The sequence below is a fragment of the Fructilactobacillus sp. X2R5C2 genome, assembly GCF_059901375.1.
This window is the reverse complement of sequence record NZ_JBWXUX010000001.1, coordinates 157,397-179,020: the sequence shown is the minus strand read 5'-3', so window position 1 is coordinate 179,020 and position 21,624 is coordinate 157,397. Positions and strand designations below refer to the sequence as shown.

Here is a 21,624-nt window from a genome sequence, read left to right as displayed (position 1 = left end):
TCTTAAAAGGAAGTCATTTCATAATAATACAAAACAAGAAACCTTAGAAACTCGAAACCATTCACACATCTATTTAAATATAACATAAATCCGTGGGATGTCAATATGATAGACTTAGATTAATCAATTAAAAGAAGATGAAGATATGAAAACACTAATAATCGTTTCACACCCTGAATTTCAGGACTCCATTACCCAAGCATTCTTAAAAACAAGTCAAGCAGACCTAGATGACGTCACGTGGCATTGTTTAGACGAAATCTATGGAAGTGATCCGATTGACGTTCAAGCTGAACGAGAACTCTTAAATGGAGCTGACCGCATTATTTTTCAATTTCCACTTTATTGGTACAGCGCTCCAGCCTCCCTTAAAATTTGGGAAGATGATGTTTTGAGTCGAGCGTATACCTATGCAAGTGAAGAGGGGCACTTGAAAAATAAAGAATTGGGGATCGTCACGAGCGTTGGTTATCCCAAGTCGGCTTTTGCCGCAGGTGCTAGCCAATCGTTCAGTATTTCCCAGATTATGATTCCATACGAAGCTCTGGCAAAGCAAGCGGGAATGAAGTTTATGAAACCACTTGTAATTGCGCAGTTCGGCTATTCAACTGATGAAGAAAAATCACAACTGTTGGTCGATTACCAAATGTATCTGACCGCCAAGTATCCCTTTAGTTTTAACGAGCGTGAGACTTGGATGATTCATCAGCTGAAGAAGTTGGCAAGTGGCAGTATGAAGAATCATCAACAAGAACTTGATTTAATTATTCAAGAACTTGAGACAGGTCAAGACGACTTAAACGACTTAAAGGAACAGATTAATTTAATTCGAAATAAGGAGGAAGATTAAGATGAGTGACAATGAAGATTGGACTATCAATCAGATCGATGAATTGATAAAGAGTCAAACATCATTTATTAATCGATCCTTACTCGAGGGATGTGAACGATTGGTAAAAGAACAGGCTAAGAGAAATGAGCAGGCTGAAAATGAAATTGATGGGCGGAGTTGGAGCCCTGAGAAATGGTAGGATTTTTACTGAAATTGAGAGATAAATGTTGACAAATCGGTTTTAAATAATATTATTGGATTAATTTAGTTTGATGAAACGTCCTGATAGCTTTAAGTTTTGAGGTTATGAGGACGTTTTTTACTAATCAGACCAAATAATCTAATCGAAGAGAGTGATTTTGTGGAAGTTCAATTAAAACGAGTCACCAATACCCCAGTCAACGTTAAGATGTTGCAAAAAATCATCCATCAAACTTTTATTAATACCTATCAAAAAGATACTGCAAAATCAGAGCTTCAGACGTATTTGGATCGGGAGTACAATGTGAGCCAGATTCAAAAACAGTTAGACGATCTGAATTGTCAATTTTACATCTGTGTCGTTGATCGACAGGTTGCTGGTTACATGAAATTGAATTTAGGTAATAAACAAACGGAAGCTTTTCCAACCGCAAGTGTCGAAGTTGAAAAATTGTACATTTACCCGGAATTCAAACGGCTTGGACTAGGAACTAAGTTTCTAAAGAAAGCTGAAAGGGTCGCAAAGCAGGCGGAAGCTAAAATGCTCTGGATCGGTGTCTGGGAAGAAAATGAGAAGGCAATTAAGTTTTATCGTAAACTGGGCTTTAAATATTTAAAAACCCATGAATTTAGACTTGGGAGTGAGATTCAACGTGATTTGATTCTAGCGAAGCGGATTCAATAAGATTTAAAATTTAATTTTCAAATAGAACGGGTGACAAACATGCAAAAAGCAGACAAACTGAACATTTTAAGGGATTTAGTCGGAATTAACACCGTTAATGGTAATGAAGTTAAGGCTGCCAAGTATCTCCAATCACTTTTGAAGCGGTATGGAATTGACGGTCAATTAATCGACCTTGGAAACCATCAAGCTAATTTAGTGGTGGAATACGGAAACGGACAAAAACCAGTTTTAGCGGTGAGTGGACACATGGATACGGTGGCCGTGAATGAAGAAATGTGGAACACCAATCCGTTTGAACTTGTAATTAAGGACGATGTCATGACGGGAAGCGGGGTAACCGACATGAAAGGTGGCCTGGCTGCCATCGTGATTGCCCTAATTGAAATAAAAGAAGCAGCCGTTAAGATTGACGGAACAATCCGGCTCCTGATTACAGCTGGTGAAGAAGTGGGAATGAATGGTTCACATAGTCTTCAATCACAAGGGTACATGGATGATGTGGATGCTTTGTTAATTACTGAACCAACTGGTTATCGGATTGTGCGTGCCAATAAGGGTGAAGTTGATTTCTTGGTTACTTCAACTGGGAAAGAGGCCCATAGTTCACGACCTAACTTAGGGATTAATGCGATCCAAAACCTGATGGATGTTCTAGAGGAAGTGAAGCAAGTCATTTCTACGAGAGCTGAGCAAAATGCCAGTGAGGTTTTGGGACAAACCACCTATACTGTTGATGTATTTAACGGAGGAATTCAAATTAATGCCATCCCAGGTTCTGCTAAAGCGGCGATTAATACCCGGATTGTGCCAAACTATGATAATCAGCAGGTCATCGATGACTTTAACCAGATAGTTGATGATTTTAACCAAACCCATGACGGGGAAATTAATCTCGAGATTTTGATGAATATTGCGCCAGTGGTTGCGAAACCAAATTCTAAGTTGATTAAGGAACTTTTAGCTATTGCAACTCCATACATGAAGAAGATGAAGTACAGTTCTGATGAAGTCAAGATGGGCCAAGAGATGATGGTTAAGCAGGGATTTAATCCCTTTGCAACGGATCAGATTACGGTAATGAGTGCAGCAGGTGGAACCGACGCCTCTGAGCTTTTATCCCAAAAATTAAACGGTGCTAATTATGCTGTGTTTGGCCCGGGGAATCCAATGAAGATGCACCAAAATAATGAATCAACGTCCCTTCAAATGTGGTTAGACTTCATTGAAATTTATAAGAAACTTTTTAGTCAGTACTTTGTTAATTAGATAAAAAAATCGTCTTGAAGGTCAACCTTCAAGACGATTTTTATTTAATTAAGCTTTATTTTCTGGTCCAAAGACCTTGATACGATCAAGGCACATCTCTTTAAGTGCGTTTGTTCCAGCCTTTAAGAAAATCCGTGGATCATAGTTTTTGCCTTCAAGATCCTTATCAGAGTGAACGTAGTCTCGCATGGCCTGATGAAAGGCTAGTTGCCCTTCTGTGTTGACATTGATCTTGGAAATTCCAAGTTGGATTGCTTTTCTGATTTGATCATCAGGAATACCAGAGCCACCGTGTAGAACCAATGGTAACTGTTTGCCGGTTTGGTTATAGATGGCTTGATCAATTTTCTTTAGGTGATCAAAGTTTAAGCCCTTCCAGTCCTTGGGATATTTTCCGTGGATGTTACCGATTCCGACTGCTAGCATGTCGACCCCGGTCTCAGCCATTTTAACGGCTGAGTCGACGGGGGCAATTTCACCGTCAGCAATCACACCATCTTCTTCACCACCAATGGTGCCAACTTCAGCTTCGACACTAACATCCTCAGCGTGGGATAATTTAACGAGCGTCTTGGTCTTATCGAGGTTCTCGTCCAAGGGAAGAGCAGAGCCATCAAACATGATGGAAGTGAACTTAATTCCCAAAGTCTTAATGGCGTCGTAAAAGGTACCATGGTCAAGATGAATTGAAACGGGGACGGTGATGTTTAAGGCGTAGTACATGTCCACAATCAAGTCATAAACCAGTCGGAAACTCCCCATGTAGTTAGCGGCTCCAGAAGTTGCCTGGATAATTACAGGTGACTTAGCTTCTTCGGCTGCTTCAAGAATGGCTCTAGCCCATTCCAAGTTATTAACGTTGAATGCTGGAACGGCGTAGTGTTCTTTTCGAGCCTTATCTAACATTTCAGTACTGTTTGTAATCATTTTCTTCTCCTTTATTCCCAATTTTCCTTTTGAAACGTACTTACATTTCCGTGAATGACGTACTTGGGATTCTGATTGGATTTCTTTACGGCAGTTTTTATGTCACTTGTTTGTTGACTGTTTTGGGCAATGTCAATTAAGAAGGAAACTAGATCATCCTTCCAAGTGAGACGTTTGTCTAATCCATACTGAATCCAGACGCTATTAGTCTTAGGATCATTCCACGAACTTGCCCCATGATAAGGACGATCATCGATCAAAATTCCACCAACATAGTGAACTAATCCTTTATCGTGGGTCATTGTTATTTTTTTATAAAATGGACTGTTTTTCTCAGATCCAAAGAAGTGCTGAATCCACGCTACTTTATCCTGCCAAGCACTTGGATTACTCCAAGGAGCAGTGGTCAAGATGTATAGATCATAGTAGTCAGCTAATTTATTGACGCTTGCGATGGCATCTTCAGTTGGATCTAAGTCCCGAAAAATTCCAGGGATCCGATCGGGACGAACATTATCTGGGAGAGATTTAGCTCTTTGGTTTAAAACCGGAATAGTGTTGACCAATACGTTGTCCATGTCTAAAAATAACTTTATTTCTTTTTTTAATTTCATGAAACATGATATTCCTTTCTTTTGTGAATAATGCACTTCAATTATAAAATTTAAAAATTATTCAAGCTTGAATAATTAGAAGATACCACAATAATATTAAATTGCTTTAATTTAAATTTTTTAATAAGGTGATTATTCAAAAAAAGAGGTACAAATTCAACATAACAAAATGTTAATTTGTACCATAAGTTATCTTGCCCAGTGGTTAATTGGACCATACTTGTGGCCAACCTGGATTTCATCTTCGATTGCACCGTCAACGTACTGCTTGGCAATCTTAATGGAATCGGCAACGGTGTGACCCTTAGCTAGTTCAGCGGTGATTCCAGCTGAGAGGGTATCACCAGTTCCGTTTTTACGATCGGTAGTGAAGTAAGGGCCATTTAAGTTAAAGTGCTGGCCATCTTCTAACAAAACGTAGTCAGAAACCTTTGTTTGACTGGGATCGTCATGGCGACCCTTCACAATGACGTTGCTAGCGCCCATGTCCTGCATGGCTTTAGCTGATTTAGCCATGAAATCAGGATCATCAACATCGAGTCCAGTAAGCTTTTGTGCTTCAAAGAAGTTGGGTGTTAAAACGGTTGCCATTGGTACTAATTCGTTTTTCATGGCATCGAAGGCGTCTTCTTCAAGCAACATGGTTCCAAACTTAGTGGTAATTACTGGGTCAACCACTAGTGGACCAAAGTCGTATAGCTGATAGTCTTTTACCACCGTATTGATAATGTTGGCATCAGAGAGCATCCCAGTCTTAGCGGCTAAGATATGAAAGTCATCACCTAGATCTTTGAATTCTTGATCAATAAAACTAGTTGGCATGTTGACACTATCATGAATTCCATAGGAGTTCCCTGATACACATGCCGTAATAATTGAAGCACCGTACACACGACGAGCAAAGAAAGTTTCTAAGTCAGCCTGAATTCCAGCGCTGCCATCACTATCACTGCCGGCAATTGTTACTGCTTGCGGATAATCTTTAGTCATTTTTGAGTCCCCATTTCCACTTTAATTTGATTTTTACCTGTTCCATGTATTATAATACTAAGAGCTGATGTATTTAAGAGTTTAGACTTAATTGGAAGGAGTTTTTCATCATGAGAATTTGTCATCCAAATGGTGTCCAAGGTCGTCGTCCGATCGACACTAAAAAACGTAAAGCAAAACAAAAAGAAGTAGCAGATTTACAAAAATTTTTGAAGCAAAAACCTGCTAAATAATTTAACTAATTAACTTTTACTAGACATCTGATGGTCGGTTCTCCGATCGTTAGGGTCTATTTTTTTACGAACATTTTCTTTGATAACTATTGCACAAGATGTGATAATGAGGGTGAAAAATAGAAGGAACGGGATGATACCAATGGGTGTGAGTAACGGTTAGCTCAAAGTTATTTTCATGAATCAACGATTATGTAGAGGGGACTTAAAATTATGACTGACGTAAGTATTCCAAACTATGATAAAAATAACATGCCAAAGACCACGAAGAGTGCGGTCTTAGAGAAAGTGTTCGACATTGACATGAAGGACACCAAACTAAAAGAAATGGGTCCAACTGACGTTTTGATTAAAGTGGTAGCGGTTGGAATTTGTGGTTCCGATGTTCATTACTATGACCAGGGTCATATTGGTGACTTTGTGGTTAAGAAACCACTGATTTTGGGCCATGAGAGTTCCGGTGTTATTGTTGCTGTTGGCGATAAAGTTACTAAGTTCAAACGTGGTGATCGGGTTGCCATGGAACCTGGTGTTCCATGCGGTCACTGTGAAGCTTGTCGAACTGGTCACTACAACCTTTGCCCGAATATGCAGTTTATGGCAACGCCACCCGTTAATGGTGACTTAACTCAATTTATCGTTTATCCTCAAGACTTTGTTTACCCAATTCCTGAAAATGTCTCATATGAAGAAGCTACTTTGAACGAACCATTGTCAGTTGGTGTTCATGCTACGCAAAAATTAGGTGTAGATGTTGGTTCATCAGTTCTGATTTCCGGAATGGGTCCCATTGGTTTACTGGCAATTCTGGCCGCTAAAGCCCATGGAGCTGATCAGATCATTGTTAGTGATGCTGAGCAATCACGATTGGACGTTGCAAAAAAGTTAGGAGCCACTAACGCGGTTAACATTAAGAATGCTGATGTTCTTGATACCGTTAAAACTCTTACCAACGGGGTTGGAGTTGACTATGCCATTGAAGCTTCTGGAACGGTTCCTGGTGAACAAACTTCCCTGCATGCCTTAAAACGGGGCGGAAAGGTTGCTTACATTGGAGTTCCAACGACTGACCAAACTCCACTGGACGTTCCGTTTATGACTGATCATGAAACTACGATCATGGGGATCTTTAGATACTGTAATAATTATCAAACTGGTTTGAAGATTTTAGCTAAGAATACAAAACTGGTTGATAATTTGTTAACTAACTTCTATCCATTGGATCAAACTAAGGCAGCACTTGAAAAGTCCAGAACCGATAAAAGTAATTCAATTAAGGTCATTATTTATCCAAATGAACAACTGAGAAAATAGCGCCATAAGTGGATTCTGCAACGGGTAATTGCAGAGTCCATTTTTTTTGCAAAATAATTTGCTAAATTAGTAGACAAGCTATTAAGACCTGTGTATACTTATGAACAACAAATTAAGTATTTCATTATTGCTGTGTAGTTCAGTTGGTAGAAACGCTTCACTGTTAATGAAGATGTCGCTGGTTCGAGCCCAGCCACAGCAGCTATTTAAAAAGCACCACTCGTAATTGAGTGGTGCTTTTTTATTGATAATAAAAACCACAATTAGGATTGTGGTTTTTAAATTAATGCTTCTTACCTTTTTTAGCTTTTTTAGGTTTACGCTTTTTAGGTTTTGACATTTGTCTCAGTTGATCTTTCATGCCTTCAATTTCTTTTGCATGCTCCTGTTTCCATTCTTTGAATGATGATCCTGAATCAGAATCGGCGGGTTTAAGACCGGTATCTAACCAGAATAATGCTTCTGATAGACTAGGGAAATTGTGCAACCAAAGCGTTTGACCATTCTCAGAATCGAAAGCAACGTATGAGCGAGAGCGCCGCTTTAAGAAGGTATGCTTTCTAATCTTGAACGCTTCTCTTTTTCTAGTTAAAAAGTAATCTGGTAAAATGTATTTACCGGGAGTCATTAACTTTGGAAAACGTTCATTTTTTTGAGCATGACGGTCTTTGAGCATTGCTAACGCTTGATCAACTGTAATTAATTTTGCAGCTATATCGGCCATTGTATGAATCCCCTCCTACATATTATTTTCGCATAAATATTACAAAATGCAAAATGATATGACTAAATGTAAGAATTAATTAAGAATTTGAATGGAGTAAAAATGGGAAAGACAAAGAAGTATTACGCAGTCAGGCGAGGGCGTCATCCTGGAATTTATCCGACCTGGGATTTGGCCAAAACTCAGATTGACGGATATTCAGGAGCGCAGTATAAAAGCTTTCAAACCAAACGGGAGGCGAGTGCGTACTTGTATAATGAACAAGCACCAACCACAGAAACAGAGGGAGGTCACACCCAACGTCCTGACATTATTGTTTTCACCGATGGTGGGTCACGAAATCATGGTAATGTCGCTGGTGGTCACGTTAAGTCCAACGATAAAGCAGCCTGGGCGTACCTCATTGACGCTCCAACGGGTCAACACGTTGACTCTGGTGGGGAATATGGGGTTACTAACAATCGGATGGAAATCATGGCACTCGTGAGGGCCCTTCAGTGGCTATCTGAGCACCAACTAAATCATGCTGGCATTGGTGTAGTCAGTGATTCCAGATACGTTTTAAACGCAATTACAAAGCATTGGATTGATGGCTGGAAAAAGCGAGGCTGGAAACGCAGTGGTGGTGAACTGAAAAATAAGGAGCTCTGGCAACAGCTTGATGAACTTTTGCATCAGTTTTCCAACATCCAGTTTGGTTGGACGAAGGGTCACGCCACTAACAAGGGAAACGTCTTTGTTGACGAGAAATTGAATCAGACTATGGACAAAATGTAAATTTGCTTAATAATAAAGATGAAACCCCAAAGGAGTGATTCAATGACAAGTGAGAGAGAAAAGATGACAAATGGTGAACCGTACAATCAGTTTGATAAGGAATTGATTAGTCGGCGAATTTTATGTCGAAAGCAGTTACAGGAGGCTAATAATACCCTTGATAACGAGAAACGAAACGGATTAATTCAGGACTTATTGGCTAAGAGTGGTCCGAAGTTCTTTGTTGAAACTGGAATTGAGTTTGATTATGGTTTTAACATTTATATTGGTGACAATTTTTATGCTAATTATGGGTTAACCCTTTTGGACACCGCTCCAATTACGTTTGGTAAAAACTGTTACATAGGTCCTAATTGTGGACTATATACCAACGTTCATCCCCTAAATGCAAAGGAACGGGTGGCAGACGTTGAAATGGCTGCCCCAATTACCATTGGTGATAATGCTTGGTTTGGTGGTCATGTCACAATTGTTCCGGGAGTGACCCTCGGGAATAATGTGGTCGTAGGAGCTGGATCCGTTGTCACCAAGTCATTTGGCGATGATGTGGTCCTGGTAGGTAATCCTGCAAAAGTATTAAAAAAGATTGATAATAATTAACGAATTTTACTTATTATCTTAGTTGTGTATAATGATAATGAAAGATAAGTAATTATCATTTGTGTGACCGTTATAACGCTATGCAAGTGTCTCTATGAGCACCATGCATAGCGTTTTTTATTGTGAAAAAGTATTTGGAGGGATTTCTTTATTTTTAAAAAATTTAATATTGATAAATTCGTCTTTATTCCCACGCTGTTAATCTTTGGAGTGGGATCGATCATTTTGATCGTTGGTGGTTCAAAATTACAGGGGATTTTAGCTCTGGCTTTAAATTGGATCACTAATCAAATGGGTTGGGCCTACATGGTTGTTTACATAATTAATTTCTTATTTTTTATGTGGCTAATCTTTTCAAAATATGGTGCCATCAGACTGGGAGAACCACACTCGAAGCCAGAATACAGTGACCTTCAGTGGGGAAGCATGGTGTTTGCGACTGCAATTGATGCTAGTATTCTGATGTTGAGTATGGTTGATCCGTTAAGGTATCTCCAACATCCACCATTTGGCGCAAAACCATTTTCTGAAAGTGCGTATAACTACGCGCATATGTTTGGTCAATTTAATTGGGGACCGATGGCATGGATGATGTTTGCCCCGGCCACCATTGCAATTGCGTACATCTTGTTCGTTAAGCACGGGAAGGTTCAGCGTCTAAGTTCTGCGATTGATTTCATTCAAGGAGAAGCCAAGTGGAAGTACTATCTCAGACAATTAGTTGACTTTCTGGTTGTCTTTGGAATCATGGGTGGAGTTGGATCTTCCGTTGGAATGGAGATTCCAATCATTTCCAACGTCTTGAGTCGCTTATTGGGAATTCCTGATAATTTAATTCTGAAGATTGCGCTCTTCGGTGTTCTCTTTGTCATCTTTGCATGGACTGTCTACAAGGGGCTTAACGGTGGGATTGACCGATTGAGTGATGCCCACATTTGGACCGCCATTATCTTCTTGGCGTTTGTCTTGTTAGTTGGTCCAACGATTTACATTTTAAGTTCAGAGACAAATAGTTTGGGACTACTAGCTGATAAGTTCGTTGCCATGTCGACGAACACCATTCCCAATGGTCCGGCAGATGTTGCTAAACAAGAAACGATCTTTTACTGGGGTTGGTGGTTATCATACATGCCAGTCATGGGATTGTTTATTGCACGTATTTCAAAGGGACGCACGATTCGTTCGACGCTGATTGGAATGCTTGGATATGGTTCGGTTGGTTGCTTGAGTTTTTATGCCATTCTTGGTGGATACTCATTGTGGCTTCAAAAAACCGGCCAAATTAATCTGGTTCATATCTTGAATACACAGGGGCAGGCCGCAGTAATTACTGCTGTCTTGTCTAATCTGCCGTTTAAGGCGATTGTGTTCGCGGTCTACTGTATTTCTTGTTTTATTTTTCTTGCTACGACAATTTCATCGTCGGCCTTTATCGTTTCATCGTTTACGAGTCTAGGACTCAAAGAAGGTCAAGAACCAACCCAGTTTAACCGAATGACCTGGGTGGTCGTCTTCGTGTTGTTCTCCTTCGGACTTGTGGTCGTTGGAGGATTTAGCACCATTCAGACCTTCTGTGCGATCGCGGGATTCCCACTAATGTTTGTATGTATCATGATCCTGATATCGATTTATCACATGGTGAAGAATGATGAGGGAATCGTCCTTAAGAACAAAGCAATGGATGATTTACGAATTAAGAAGAAGAAAGAAAAGATGCGTCGGATTCACGCCAAGAAAATGGTCAAGAGTATTGAAGATGCTCAGGGTAACGATCATGAGGCCTCACTTCCTGATCCTAATAAAGAATAAATAATTAGTAATAATCAGTAGTTTTCTACTGATTATTTTTTTGTCGAAAATTTTAAAATTAATGATATGATATTACTGAAAGGGGATGAAAAAAATGGAAAAATTTGAGCCATTAACGTTTCAAAGAATTTTATTGACCGTTGACCCTGATGACAGTAAGTCAACTCAACGTGCTTTCCGTTATGCGGTAACAATGGCCATTAAGTTTAAAGCATCACTTGGAATTTGCTCGGTGTTAGAAAATAATGATATTAATATTTATGATTCTTTAACACCAAGTAAAATCGAAGCTAAACGTGACCAACTACGAGAAGTAGTTGGTGGCTATGCTGATTGCGCTTCAAAGGCTGGAGTTGAAGATGTTACACCAATTATTTCGGTTGGTGGAAGTATTGATGATGAGATTTTGGACTCAATCGCACCTAAGTTTCAGGCTGATTTGCTCATCTGTGGAGCTGATGCTACCGGTGAACACGGTAATCGGAGTATAAGTGTTAAGTTAGTTAAGAAGTCTAAGATTTCAACGATTATCATTCGTTAGTTTCTAAATCTTTAAGTAGGTAGGGATGGATTTTGTCAGATAAATTAAGAAGATTTTTTAATGAAGGTACCACCGATGAGATCACCAAGAGGATGCTCGGAACGTTACTTGTTTATCATTCACCCAAGGGTTTAATGAGTGGCTACATTACCGAAGCAGAGGCTTATTTAGGGCAAAAAGATTCAGCAGCTCATGCTTACCAAGGGAAACGAACTCCATCTAATGAAGCTTTGTATGGAGTTCCAGGTACAATCTACATCTATTCGATTCATGGTCGCCTTTGTTTAGATGTGGCTGCTCAAGCCAAGGACGTTCCCGAGGGAATTCTGATTCGGGGAATTGAACCATATCAGGGAATTGATTTGATGAAAGCCAATCGCCCGAAATCCGGCTTTGAGTTAACCAACGGACCGGGAAAGCTAATGGATGCCCTTGGAATCTATGATAAGGACATGAACCTAATTGAGTTAGGTGATACTGCCCTTGATCTTGACGTTGATAATGTGAAAGTTCCAAAGAAGATTGTGGAGTCAGGGCGGATTGGTGTGAGTGATCGTGGAACCTGGACTGACAAACCGTATCGATTTTACGTAAAAGGAAATCCTTACGTATCCAAGCTACCCAAACGTGAGATGGATTTAAAAACTTACGGATGGAAATAAAAAGGGGATGCTACTTTATGAGTAGCATCCCCTTTAAACTTGCTTATTTTTCGTTATATAAAGCCTCAACACCGCTAATATCACTTGGTCCAATTTGATTGGGATTGAGTGAATTGTAGTAGGTATCATTAGGGTACATGATACTATCTTTTTCGTGATTGTGTTTTAGTCCCATGGCGTGGCCTAATTCGTGTTCAACGGTAAGTAATTGTTGGTTATAAGTGTAACGCATGTTAGCCATGACCCTGGGATTCAAAGTGATTTTGGCCCCAGTTTGAAAAGTGTGATCATTAACATTTTTGGTTTTAGTTAGATTAAGGGTGACACCAGCGTAATGGTTACCCTTCCAAAATCCTTGATTACTGTTAGTGATGCCAATCGTAGTTGGAACCTTGGTCTTGGAACGAACCCAGGTAAAGGCGTGGGTTTTGTTCCAATTAGTGATGGCTTGATTGATAATAATACGATAACTTTGGGGTGTCCCTTTGCGAATATAATATTTGGCGGTGGGCTGTTCATAACGAAACCCAATGTTAGGGTCGACGTTTTGGTCCGCTTTGGCATTTGAACTGGGTAGTGAACTAAAGGCAACGAGTGAAATGATGAGTGCCATAATGATTCCAGTAATTTTTGAAAGTTGTTTCATGATATCCCACCTTTGTGACTTATTTTAGTCAAATTTATACTAGCATAAATGAACATCAGGAAGAATCAAAAGGAAAAGGGTACGAAATTCTTAACAATTTCGTACCCTTTTTGTGAATTATTATTTTTTAAACATGTACTTGGCGTCTGCAACGTGATCTTGAGAGGTTAAGATCTTAGGACCATCTTCTGTGATTGCTAGAGTGTGTTCGTATTGAGCTGAATAAGAACCATCTTGGCTGACATAGTAAGTCCAGTCATCCTTCTTATCGTAGTCATCCTTAATTTTCCAAGTTCCTAGGTTGACCATTGGTTCAATCGTAATGGTCATTCCGGGACGAAGACGCATTCCATGACCTGCAACTCCGTAAGCTGGAACAGCTGGATCTTCGTGAATTGAAGGTTGAATCCCATGACCGATTAATTCTCGAACATCACCCATGTGATTTTCGTCTTCAACATAGTGTTGGATGGCAGCACCAATGTCACCAATTCGATTGCCGACTTGAGCTTGATCAATACCAAGGTAGAGACCCTTGCGGGTTACTTCCATTAACTTTTTAATCTTTGGAGAAACGTCTCCAACAGCGTATGACCAGCAAGAGTCACTTTCAAAGCCATCTTTGTTCACACACATGTCAACTTTAACGATGTCACCGTTCTTAAGTTTCAGACCACGACGTGGAATCCCATGGGCAACCTCGTTATTGATGGAAATGCAGGTTCCATAATTATAGCCATCAAATCCTTTTTCGGAGGGAGTGGCACCATGGTCGGTAATGTACTTGTCAGCGAATTCTTCGATTTCCCAGGTATCGATTCCCGGTTTAATAATTTTTTTAAGTCCGTTGTGGACCCCAGCAAGTACGGCACCAGATTCTGCCATTTTTTCAATTTCACGGTCTGATTTTAAAGTAATCAAGTAAATATCTCCTTTTTATTACTGTGGTAATTTGTTTTTCTACTATATTATTAAAGATTAAAAATGATTTTAAATTACCAACTTTTTTAATAGATTTCTCACGCCTCTAATATATCACTATTTGACCTCTTATTTCTAATCTTAAATTAATTGACTCATCTTTGTGAAAACGCATCGTAGAAATATTTTCCAAAATTTATAAATTGCATGGTATCATGTTACAATATCAATGAATTAAGTAATGGATTAGTTACTGAAAACAATTATATGAAGACTTTTCACTATTAATAAGTATCAATATTATGTTATTATTATTATAATATTATGCGGATTTTGTGTAATTCAATTTAACACAAGATATCGATGAGACTAGGCTTTGTGTTTTTCAGTTCACTAAGATTGTTAAACATATACATATCGTAATTTTTAAATTATTCTTAGAAAATGTGAAATCTGAATTCAAAAGTTAACTAATTTTTGTATCAAAGAATGTTGGATTGGGAAATTAATTAACAGGTTGAATGCTCTTTTTATTTGTTAGGGTAGGAGAGGTGAGGATATTGCTAAAAAGAATGAAGTACGTGAGCATATTACTATGTAGTCTCTTTGTAGTGGTATGCTCACTTTCTTTAGCTCCAAGGGCTGATGGTTTAATTAATTATTCACAAAACAATGATACCCATATTGGTCTAAACGTTCAGGGAAGATTAAATGTCCCCATTATTAATCCGTTTACCCCCAATGACAATTCTAACATTGGTGATAACGGTGCAGCAGGAGAAAATAACGATCCGACTGCGCTAGATTACGTGCCTAAAGAGTTAACGTTTCAATCGTTACGTGATCCTAACTTTGCTGATAGTCCACTTACGGCGGACGGAACCAGCGTATCAAAAGACGGGAATCAGAATAATTTTGTGTTTGCCCAAGTCCATGATTTTGGTGGAACTGGTCCCATGGCTTTAAAGGCAACTTTACGACCTGACCAAAACGGAAATGGATTTACTAACGATCAGGGTGGAGCACTACCAGGAGCATTCATTAAACTTTCTAACACCCAGTTGTTTCAGTACAATATCGGGGATGTAATCTATAATAATATTTCTAGTCCAGCCTCACCAGACAACATTGGAACTACTACAATTACCACTGATGCTGATGCGCCAGTGATGCTTTCTAATACCGACAATGGTCCAGCTGATCAATCTTCTGCCCCAGTTGGTTCTTTTGGGGTCTATGAGTTAGCCTGGACATTAGATAATATGCGGCTTGAGGTTCCATTTGATAGTAATAGTTTTACTGGACAAGCTAAGATGCCGTCTCAGAATACCGAATATAATGGAACGATTGATTGGAACTATTCACCTCAGGTTAACAATTAATAGTTAAGGACACGGATTATGAAGAAACTACTGAAGTCATTATTAGTTACATTATTTACACTATCTGTGATGGGGACTTTAAGCTGTTTCACGGTCTCAGCTGCTAACTTGAGTAGTACGGTTCCGTTAAGCGTAAGGATTGACGATAGTAGCCACATATCAAAGCAAAAAGCATATTACCAGATTCAGGCCAATCAGACCCGTGATTTTCCGATTGCAATTTCAGTAACAAACATGAGTAAAACCAATTCTTGTCAGGTAAGTACTCGGGTTGACGCGGCTTCTACTTCATCAAAATTAGCGTTGTTTTATGATAATGATCAGAGTAAATTTGAAAAACTCCCGTTTAACATGCGAAAGTTGGTTACATTTGCTAATGGGTCTGATCGCAACTTTCAACTAAATCCCGGTCAAACGCGCAACATTAAGATGTCACTTAACCTAAATAATGATCAGTTTAAAAATTTTAACGGTGAAATCTTGGGGGCGGTGACTTTTACTCAAGATGCCCCGACCGTTAAGGGTGAGATTAATAATCAATTTTCTTACACCATCCCGGTTCAGGTAAAAAAAGGAAAGATTCCAACTGGCGAAGTTGAAAAGACGAGTGCTAGTTTGAAGAGGCCAGCGATCCAGCATTCAATGCTAATGTTTGGATTAGCTAATCCAAAACCAGCGATGTTAAATAATGTGAAAGCTAATGTTAGTTTAAAAAATACGACATTGAACCAAACAATCACTAGAACTAGTATCAAACGAGGTCAGATTGCCCCGAATAGTCAATTTACGGTTAAGCAACCATTAAATAAGCAGTTGTTGCCGGGAAAATACATCGCAACAATTAATCTAAATGGAAAAGATCCAGTTGATGAAACGCCCAGTAACGTGGAATTACGAAAGGAATTTACCATCAACCCAGTGGATTACGTGAGAACATTTTCATATCAGACGGTCCTGATCTTTGTAGGAATCGTAATGATCATGTTGATCATCATTGCGGGCTTGACGTTCTTGATTATCCGGAATCATCGCAAAAATAAGCTTTAAATCTATGCTGAGGAGGAGAATGAACAATGAAAAAGAAAAATCGGAATCAATTAATAACTTTAAGCGGAATTGCGCCATTATTCGTGGTTGCATGTGCCGTCTTGTTTATGTACACTTCTAGTTCAAATAATCCTGTCTCAGCAAAAGCTGGAAATAATGTCAAGACGGAGGCTAAAGCTTCAAGTTCGTCATCAACTAGTTCCAGTCAGAGCCAAGCCTCTTCTAGTAGCACTCAAAGTAGCTCTTCAAGCCAATCTTCTAGTAGCTCGTCGGCAAAAATAAGCTCAGATAATAAGGCTAGTGAGGAATCAAGCAAGCAGGCCGCTCAAGACGTTCAGAAGACCAAGACCTCTGCCAATGAAGCTAAGGCCAAAAAAGATCCTAATGACACCAAAAATATTAAACTAATTCAAGAAAGTAAGAATGCCGAAAGTGAGTTTAAGAGTGGAAAGTATGTTCCAGCCACGAAATTATCAGCTGCCCAAATTAAAACGGCTGACTTATCAACCATTTCAGTTGGCGATTGGGATAGTTATGTAGCGGCAATTCAAAATTCAAATGTTGATCATATTTTGATCGCAAATGATATTGCTTCTCCTGATACTGGTCATAACCAGATCCAAGCTGCTCCACGACCGAGTGGTAATTTAGTCGTGGATGGTCAGGTAACTAATTCTAATAATAGTCCCGATGGACAACATGTCGGTGGGCCGACGGTTGATCTAGGTGGTAATAGTTTTGACTGGCATGGAAATAATGGCTCCTATTCAGATGGAACATCAAGATTTCCTAATATCCAGGTAAACAACCTAAACGTGTACAGTGGAAACTACTACGGAATGTTTTGTGATAGTAACGGTGGTACTCACGGTGATATTCAAACGTACACCAACTATTCCTTTACGGGAGCTCAACCATTTGTTAACTATGGTGGACTCAATATCCTAAAGGGCAAACAACGGCTTAATCAAGTTAGTTATTATACGGCTTTGGGTAGAACTAATACCGACGTTGATAACGGTGGTCAACAACTAATGGAGGGCTGTGCCCTTTGGATTGCTGATAGTAACGATAAAAATAATCCCACTGATCTGAAAACAACTGTTAATAACAATGGTTCTACTCCAAACTTCGAAATTGGTGATTGGGGAGATGAACGTTGGGATCGTCGAATCCAAAATCCCCCTATCAATCCTAATACTAATCAACCATTTGGTATTGGCCAGATTGCCATTGGCAATAATGTTAACGTTAATATGAATTCTGCTGCTAAACAAAATACTGGTGGGGGAAATACCGGCATTTCCGGACAAACCACTGGCTTTGATCTAGGTAGAGGAAGCAAGCCAGATGATTTTAGTATTGGTAACAATTCGAATGTTAACTTTAGTATGAGTCCGGGACATTATGCCATTGTTTCTTACAATCGTGCCACTAGTAGTGCCTCATCAGGGATTAGCATTGGGAGTTCCAAGGTTACCGTTAATACTGTGAACAATGGATATGGTAGTCCATCATCAGGAACTCCTTCAATTTGGGCTAACAGTGACATTACCGTCAAACCGAATACGAATGAATCAACCAATTCACCTGATGATAGTCCTAATATTAGTATGTATAAAGACGCTCAAAGTGATTCTCCAACCATGATGCAATCCAGACGGGGAAACATTGATTTGAGTGGCATGGGTCACGGGGATTTTCGTTTACAAAATTATGGTCAGTATAAAAACGATAGTTTGGATGATCCGTTACTCCAGGTTAGAAATTCTGGAAGTGGCAGTCAGCAAAGTAGTGGTCCACAAATTATGTTTCCTGGTGGAGAGCCCCTGAATGCTTGGGACCTAAATGGTGCCAATAATGATGGTCCATCTCAATTTCAATGGATGACCCCTAGCAGTGGATTTTCTTATCCAAAACAAACCGCAGTTAATGGTAGTAATTTTAATATTTACCAGTACTCACGACTAAAGGTAGGATCATCGACCACCCAGGGAAACATCGAGTTTACGCACCCACTAAATGATGCTCATGATTCAAAGTATTCCAGAACCATTTCAGGAAGAGTTACTGATAATAATGGGAAAGGAATGGGCGGCGTCTTCGTCAGTTTAACGGGGGATCCCAACATCAGCCCAGATGATGCCGTTGATAGCATTAATGATGGGTATGTATATGGTTATCCATACTTTACTCCGAAAGCTCCCGATAACATTAGTTCACGTCAGTATACAACGTACACTAATTCTGATGGAACTTTCGATTATACTTTGCCCAAGGGTAAGTATTTAAGTGCTGACGAGACCATTAATGGATTTGCGGCTTATTATGATAGGGCCAATAGTGATTCGTGGTTTCAGACAAATGATGCCCAAGAATCAGTTGATGGTGTGAGTGAACCAGGAGTCATTAATCCTTACGAACCACAAACACCAGGAACTCCTGATCCTAATCATCCCGATCAAACTTATCCAGATAATGTTAAGGCGGGAGATCAGGTATCCGGCAAAAATAACCCATCTAATAATAATCCTCCGGCAATGTTAAGACTGGATGCGGTTCCTCAAAGCATGCAATTCAACATGGAAGGGAAGAACTCAACCCCATCAAATGGGCGTGTAGCTGTTCCTATTTCACAAGACGGAACCTCATTAGCTTATAATCCTAATAGTTCCGATCCAGGCATCTTTACTCAGTTTACTAACTCCGCTGGAAGCGAAATGAATGATGTGGGCTGGGGTCTTACAGTCACGGCTCAGTCAGGTTCAGCTCAGAATAACTTGTTGAATAACGCTTCACTTGATTTAGGAGGATCCTCTTTAGGTGATGGGTTCTTACAGGAACTGTCGCTCAATCAGGATAAGAGTATGCTAACGTGGAATAAAACCGGAAATAATCTTGGAAACACGATTAACTTTGACGGACAAGCCACTCCGATTGTTTCAAGTTCAAACGTTGACTTGGATAACTCTACTTATCAAGCGTTCTGGAATTTGGCCAACGTTAAGTTGAATCTTGATGAAAATGTTTTGAAAAATAATAATGCTGGTTTAGGTGGTAATTCACAAAATGCAAGCGGAACGTTGACTTGGAACTTATCACATGGACCTTCAGAAGGAAATTAACCAACATAAAAGACGATAATAATTGAAAGATTGTTATCGTCTTTTGTACATAAGCAATTAATTATAATATTGGGGTGGATTGATAATGAAAGTAAGCAAAAAATTAGCAATAATCGGGTTGACTGTGATTGCTAGTGTTCTCATGATTGTGATGGTGACTCCAACCACTCATGCTGACACCCAGAATCAGGTTCCCCTTGAGGTTCTGCCACAGTTAAACGGAGTTAAGGGACAGCAAAAGGGTGCCAATTATTTTGATATTAAGGCATCTCCAGGCATGAAACAGCAACTGAAGGTGCAATTGATCAACCGTAGTACTAAGATGCCCTTAAAAGTAAAATTAGGGATTAATCCAGCAACTACTTCGGGAGCTCCTACGATTAGTTACGCCAATAAGGCTCAAGCAACCAACAATCATTTACAATTTCCGATTGAACAACTGGTAACTTTTAACAAGGCTTCAGATCAGACAGTTTCTTTACAACCGCACCAGAAACAAACCGTTACTTTGAACCTAAATGTTCCAAACGACGAGAACTTTCAGAAGTTTAATGGAACAATTCTCGGTGGACTTTACGTAGTTGAAGATAATGGTAACAAGTCGTCTTCCCCGGTTAATTCCCTGTATTCGTATTCGGTTGGAATCCAACTAAAACAGGGGAAGCAACTCGCTAACATGAAAATGAATGGCGTTAAGACGTTACCAGCTGGGAATCCGAACCTCATAAAGGTGAAGTTAGCTAATGATAGGGCTGCTGTGTTAGGGAAGACCAAGATTAGAACTGATATTACCCCAATCAATAGTTCCAATGTGGTGGCTTCACATACCACTGCCAATGCCATTATTGCACCCAATAGTTCGTTTGATTACTTGGTTCCTAAACCCACGAAGAGTTTACCTAATGGTCAATACACCCTTCACCTAAAAATGACCTCAAATGATCCTCAATTTAAGGCGACAAAGGTTTGGAATTTTACGCATAACTTTACCGTTAATAATCCCGTTTCGGCGACTAACTCAGGTAGGAAAACAGTTGCTAAGAGCATCTTTTGGCTCGTTATGTTAATATTGTTATTAGGTATTATTGGAGCCTGTATTTACTTCTTCTTCGTTGGAAGAAAGCAGGATGAAATCTAACTTTGAAGTATAAGAAAGCGTTCAGATGTCAAGATGTGAGTTAGCTTAATGACATTTGATTCGTTAAATTTTAATGCAATATCTCTGAATTACTAGTATCCTTAAATTATTAGAACAAAGGAAGAGTGATTTTTTGGAAAAAGCAACAAAGAAAAACATTTTTTTATTTGCGATCGGAATCATTGTAGTGGTTGCTGGCTTTTTGTTTATTGAATTTGGAATTAACGTTGATGGCGTTAAGCAACATGATCATACGCCCATTTTATTTGTATCTGACTTAAACAAAACTTCTAAGGCTGCCAATCATTTGACGGTTACTTCTAGTCGTGAGGGTGGTGAATATGCCATGAAGATTAATGTTTATCCAGATGGCAAGATTTATTATCATCCGAATGAAAACGTGCATGCTAAGTATCCGATCATTAAGGTTAACTTCAATGACAATACTGCTTCTACAGTAGTTCAGGCGAAGTGGTTAAACGAAATCTTAGTTCATTTGAATCGTAAGTATCGTTATCAGCAGTACAATGCCCTGGGCTTTGGCTCTGGAAGTTTAACGGTTTATCAAAATGCCGTTTCTTACGGACAGGAAGCTAATCACATGCGCTTAACGAAGTTCATTTCGATTGGTGGTCCCTTCAAGGGAATTATGCCAAAACAAAATATCATGAATCATCGTTATCCAAAAGTGAGCGAACTGCGAGATGGTTCGAAGACCTTTCCTAAGGGTGTCAGTGTCCTGAACGTCTATGGCCAGTTGAGTCGGGCTAACAAGTCGGATGGACGGGTTACAACGTCGTCGGCTAGAGAACTCAAGAAGTTGGTTCCAGGATCTGATTATCAAGAAATTAAGGTTAGTGGAAAGTCTGGACGTCACAGTAAGCTGTTGAGTAATCAGATGGCTTCACGAATTATCGAACGATTCTTGTTCGCTGAATAATAAAAGATAAAAAAGCGGAAGCACTTCATTGAAGTGCTTCCGCTTTTTACGTTTCTAATTAAAGTTGATTAACGACACCTTTTTCAACGGCACGGTTCAGTGCCTGTAGTTCGTTAATTTTGGACTCAATGAGGTATTGGCCTTTGACCTCACTCTTGTCTTTGGCGTCTTGTAATTGTTGATCTAAGAATTGAATTTGTTTATCGATATAATCAGTAAGTTTCATATTATTCGCTCCAATCTATTC

At 39.4% G+C, this 21,624-nt stretch carries 23 protein-coding genes and 1 tRNA gene; 17 read left to right on the top strand and 7 right to left on the bottom strand.

Annotation, left to right across the window (positions count from 1 at the left end; translation table 11 throughout):
• Positions 1–145 precede the first annotated feature (145 nt).
• The 4 genes from AC6UD2_RS00965 to AC6UD2_RS00950 all read left to right on the top strand — a co-directional run bounded on the left by AC6UD2_RS00965 (position 146) and on the right by AC6UD2_RS00950 (position 2,987).
• Positions 146–850 (top strand): NAD(P)H-dependent oxidoreductase, encoded by a 705-nt coding sequence (locus AC6UD2_RS00965; protein ID WP_500697718.1) that lies wholly within the window; start codon positions 146–148, stop codon positions 848–850.
• Between the two features lies 1 nt (position 851).
• Positions 852–1,031 (top strand): hypothetical protein, encoded by a 180-nt coding sequence (locus AC6UD2_RS00960; RefSeq protein WP_500697717.1) that lies wholly within the window; start codon positions 852–854, stop codon positions 1,029–1,031.
• A gap of 162 nt (positions 1,032–1,193) precedes the next feature.
• On the top strand, positions 1,194–1,718 hold the full coding sequence (locus tag AC6UD2_RS00955) for a GNAT family N-acetyltransferase (RefSeq protein WP_500697716.1): 525 nt from the start codon (positions 1,194–1,196) through the stop codon (positions 1,716–1,718).
• Between the two features lie 39 nt (positions 1,719–1,757).
• On the top strand, positions 1,758–2,987 hold the full coding sequence (locus AC6UD2_RS00950; RefSeq protein ID WP_500697715.1) for an ArgE/DapE family deacylase: 1,230 nt from the start codon (positions 1,758–1,760) through the stop codon (positions 2,985–2,987).
• Between the two features lie 48 nt (positions 2,988–3,035).
• On the opposite strand, the gene fba is transcribed toward AC6UD2_RS00950, so the two are convergent.
• From fba to thiD, 3 genes are all read right to left on the bottom strand, one after another.
• Positions 3,036–3,914 (bottom strand): class II fructose-1,6-bisphosphate aldolase, encoded by an 879-nt coding sequence (fba, locus tag AC6UD2_RS00945; RefSeq protein WP_500697714.1) that lies wholly within the window; start codon positions 3,912–3,914, stop codon positions 3,036–3,038.
• Between the two features lie 11 nt (positions 3,915–3,925).
• Positions 3,926–4,528, bottom strand: coding sequence for a 5' nucleotidase, NT5C type (locus AC6UD2_RS00940; protein ID WP_500697713.1), 603 nt, complete (start codon positions 4,526–4,528; stop codon positions 3,926–3,928).
• 189 nt (positions 4,529–4,717) lie between these two features.
• Positions 4,718–5,518 (bottom strand): bifunctional hydroxymethylpyrimidine kinase/phosphomethylpyrimidine kinase, encoded by an 801-nt coding sequence (gene thiD, locus AC6UD2_RS00935; protein ID WP_039144065.1) that lies wholly within the window; start codon positions 5,516–5,518, stop codon positions 4,718–4,720.
• A gap of 110 nt (positions 5,519–5,628) precedes the next feature.
• On the opposite strand from thiD, the gene AC6UD2_RS00930 reads away from it, so the two are divergent.
• From AC6UD2_RS00930 to AC6UD2_RS00920, 3 genes are all read left to right on the top strand, one after another.
• Positions 5,629–5,751 (top strand): hypothetical protein, encoded by a 123-nt coding sequence (locus AC6UD2_RS00930; protein WP_010022570.1) that lies wholly within the window; start codon positions 5,629–5,631, stop codon positions 5,749–5,751.
• A 213-nt stretch (positions 5,752–5,964) separates the two neighbouring features.
• Complete coding sequence (locus tag AC6UD2_RS00925) at positions 5,965–7,065, top strand: NAD(P)-dependent alcohol dehydrogenase (RefSeq protein WP_500697712.1); 1,101 nt, start codon at positions 5,965–5,967, stop codon at positions 7,063–7,065.
• 128 nt (positions 7,066–7,193) lie between these two features.
• Positions 7,194–7,267 (top strand) — tRNA-Asn (locus tag AC6UD2_RS00920).
• 81 nt (positions 7,268–7,348) lie between these two features.
• On the opposite strand, the gene AC6UD2_RS00915 is transcribed toward AC6UD2_RS00920, so the two are convergent.
• Complete coding sequence (locus AC6UD2_RS00915; protein ID WP_039144067.1) at positions 7,349–7,789, bottom strand: hypothetical protein; 441 nt, start codon at positions 7,787–7,789, stop codon at positions 7,349–7,351.
• 102 nt (positions 7,790–7,891) lie between these two features.
• Between AC6UD2_RS00915 and AC6UD2_RS00910 the strand changes: the two genes are divergently transcribed.
• The 5 genes from AC6UD2_RS00910 (at position 7,892) to AC6UD2_RS00890 (ending at position 12,178) form a co-directional block, all read left to right on the top strand.
• Positions 7,892–8,566 carry a ribonuclease H family protein gene (locus AC6UD2_RS00910; RefSeq protein WP_500697711.1) on the top strand — a complete coding sequence of 225 codons (675 nt, stop codon included), beginning with the start codon at positions 7,892–7,894 and terminating at the stop codon, positions 8,564–8,566.
• 42 nt (positions 8,567–8,608) lie between these two features.
• The gene (locus tag AC6UD2_RS00905) at positions 8,609–9,166 is read left to right on the top strand and encodes a sugar O-acetyltransferase (protein ID WP_500697710.1); all 558 of its coding nucleotides are present in this window, start codon (positions 8,609–8,611) and stop codon (positions 9,164–9,166) included.
• A 186-nt stretch (positions 9,167–9,352) separates the two neighbouring features.
• A complete protein-coding gene (locus tag AC6UD2_RS00900) occupies positions 9,353–10,975 on the top strand; it encodes a BCCT family transporter (RefSeq protein WP_500697925.1) in 1,623 nt (540 codons plus the stop codon).
• Positions 10,976–11,069: 94 nt separating this feature from the next.
• The gene (locus AC6UD2_RS00895; protein WP_500697709.1) at positions 11,070–11,516 is read left to right on the top strand and encodes a universal stress protein; all 447 of its coding nucleotides are present in this window, start codon (positions 11,070–11,072) and stop codon (positions 11,514–11,516) included.
• A 32-nt stretch (positions 11,517–11,548) separates the two neighbouring features.
• Positions 11,549–12,178: a DNA-3-methyladenine glycosylase gene (locus AC6UD2_RS00890; protein WP_010022580.1), complete on the top strand. Its 630-nt coding sequence runs from the start codon at positions 11,549–11,551 to the stop codon at positions 12,176–12,178.
• 43 nt (positions 12,179–12,221) lie between these two features.
• Here AC6UD2_RS00890 and AC6UD2_RS00885 read toward each other — a convergent pair whose 3' ends face one another.
• Positions 12,222–12,824 carry a matrixin family metalloprotease gene (locus tag AC6UD2_RS00885; protein WP_500697708.1) on the bottom strand — a complete coding sequence of 201 codons (603 nt, stop codon included), beginning with the start codon at positions 12,822–12,824 and terminating at the stop codon, positions 12,222–12,224.
• 120 nt (positions 12,825–12,944) lie between these two features.
• A complete protein-coding gene (map, locus tag AC6UD2_RS00880) occupies positions 12,945–13,745 on the bottom strand; it encodes a type I methionyl aminopeptidase (protein ID WP_010022584.1) in 801 nt (266 codons plus the stop codon).
• Positions 13,746–14,305: 560 nt separating this feature from the next.
• Here map and AC6UD2_RS00875 point away from each other — a divergent pair.
• The 5 genes from AC6UD2_RS00875 to AC6UD2_RS00855 all read left to right on the top strand — a co-directional run bounded on the left by AC6UD2_RS00875 (position 14,306) and on the right by AC6UD2_RS00855 (position 21,377).
• Positions 14,306–15,127 carry a WxL domain-containing protein gene (locus AC6UD2_RS00875; protein WP_039144078.1) on the top strand — a complete coding sequence of 274 codons (822 nt, stop codon included), beginning with the start codon at positions 14,306–14,308 and terminating at the stop codon, positions 15,125–15,127.
• Positions 15,128–15,145: 18 nt separating this feature from the next.
• Positions 15,146–16,174, top strand: coding sequence for a WxL protein host-binding domain-containing protein (locus tag AC6UD2_RS00870; RefSeq protein ID WP_500697707.1), 1,029 nt, complete (start codon positions 15,146–15,148; stop codon positions 16,172–16,174).
• A 26-nt stretch (positions 16,175–16,200) separates the two neighbouring features.
• On the top strand, positions 16,201–19,299 hold the full coding sequence (locus AC6UD2_RS00865) for a pectate lyase-like adhesive domain-containing protein (RefSeq protein WP_500697706.1): 3,099 nt from the start codon (positions 16,201–16,203) through the stop codon (positions 19,297–19,299).
• A gap of 85 nt (positions 19,300–19,384) precedes the next feature.
• Positions 19,385–20,437: a WxL protein host-binding domain-containing protein gene (locus AC6UD2_RS00860; protein ID WP_500697705.1), complete on the top strand. Its 1,053-nt coding sequence runs from the start codon at positions 19,385–19,387 to the stop codon at positions 20,435–20,437.
• A gap of 133 nt (positions 20,438–20,570) precedes the next feature.
• Positions 20,571–21,377 carry an alpha/beta hydrolase gene (locus tag AC6UD2_RS00855; RefSeq protein ID WP_052236592.1) on the top strand — a complete coding sequence of 269 codons (807 nt, stop codon included), beginning with the start codon at positions 20,571–20,573 and terminating at the stop codon, positions 21,375–21,377.
• A gap of 58 nt (positions 21,378–21,435) precedes the next feature.
• Here the strand turns inward: AC6UD2_RS00855 and AC6UD2_RS00850 are convergent, their stop codons facing one another.
• On the bottom strand, positions 21,436–21,603 hold the full coding sequence (locus AC6UD2_RS00850) for a hypothetical protein (protein ID WP_500697704.1): 168 nt from the start codon (positions 21,601–21,603) through the stop codon (positions 21,436–21,438).
• Between the last annotated feature and the right edge of the window lie 21 nt (positions 21,604–21,624).